Annotated in this window: 1 protein-coding gene; it reads left to right on the top strand. The window is 37.9% G+C overall.

Features of this window, described 5'->3' with window-relative positions:
* Positions 1-124: 124 nt before the first annotated feature.
* Complete coding sequence (locus HT722_RS08820) at positions 125-1381, top strand: ISL3 family transposase (RefSeq protein ID WP_173217988.1); 1257 nt, start codon at positions 125-127, stop codon at positions 1379-1381.
* The last annotated feature ends 37 nt before the right edge of the window (positions 1382-1418 follow it).

Below are 1418 nucleotides of genomic sequence, written 5' to 3' on the forward strand. Positions count from 1 at the left end.
GGCTCTATAATATTTGTAGTGGGTAAATCCCCTATAGATATTATGGAGCCTATTTTGTTGTAGAAAAAAAGTCCCATATGACCTATAATGAAAAGCGACAAAACAACTCATTAGAAAGAATCATATGGAACAATTACATTTTATCACAAAATTACTAGACATTAAAGACCCTAATATCCAAATTATGGATGTTGTTAATATGGATACCCACAAAGAAATCATTGCTAAACTAGATTGTGAGGCCCCATCTTGCCCTGAGTGCGGAAGTCAAATGAAGAAATATGATTTTCAAAAACCTTCTAAAATTCCTTATCTTGAAACGACTGGTATGCCTACTAGAATTCTCCTTAGAAAGCGTCGATTCAAGTGCTATCACTGTTCAAAAATGATGGTCGCCGAAACCTCTCTCGTCAAGAAAAATCACCAAATCCCTCGTATTATCAACCAAAAAATTGCGCAAAAATTGATTGAAAAGTCTTCTATGACCGATATTGCTCATCAGCTGGCTATTTCAACTTCAACTGTCATTCGTAAGCTCAATGATTTCCGTTTTAAGTCTGATTTTTCTTACCTCCCTGAGATTATGTCCTGGGACGAGTACGCCTTTACAAAGGGAAAGATGAGCTTTATTGCGCAAGATTTTGACAAGCTCAATATCATCACTGTTCTTGAGGGTAGAACACAAGCTATCATCCGAAATCACTTTCTGCGCTACGATAGAGCCGTTCGTTGTCAGGTGAAAATCATTACTATGGATATGTTTAACCCCTACTATGACTTGGCTAAACAGCTTTTTCCAAACGCTAAAATCGTGTTGGATCGTTTCCATATTGTCCAACACATGAGCCGTGCTATGAGTCGTATGCGTGTCCAAATCATGAATCAGTTTCATCGAAAATCCCATGAATACAAGGCTATCAAACGCTACTGGAAACTCATCCAACAAGATAGTCGGAAACTCAGCTATAAACGTTTTTATCGCCCTACTTTTCGCATGCACTTGACGAATAAAGAAATTCTAGACAAGCTTTTGAGCTATTCAGAAGACTTGAAACATCACTACCATCTCTATCAACTCTTGCTTTTTCACTTTCAGAATAAGGAACCGGATAAATTTTTCGGGCTCATTGAGGACAATCTAAAGCAGGTTCATCCTCTTTTTCAGACTGTCTTTAAAACCTTCCTCAAGGATAAAGAGAAAATTGCCAACGCCCTTCAACTACCCTATTCCAACGCCAAACTGGAAGCCACCAATAATCTCATCAAACTTATCAAGCGCAATGCCTTTGGATTTCGGAACTTTGAAAACTTCAAAAAACGGATTTTTATCGCTCTGAATATCAAAAAAGAAAGGACGAAATTTGTCCTTTCTCGAGCTTAGCTTTTCTTCAACCCACTACAGTTGACAAAGAGCCATT

The sequence above is a fragment of the Streptococcus sp. 53 genome (genome assembly GCF_013276565.1).
Lineage (GTDB): Bacteria > Bacillota > Bacilli > Lactobacillales > Streptococcaceae > Streptococcus.

What these genes read in the sequence shown, in the direction of transcription:
- HT722_RS08820 (WP_173217988.1), top strand. Translation starts at nt 125, where the DNA reads ATGGAACAATTACATTTTATCACAAAATTACTAGACATTAAAGACCCT.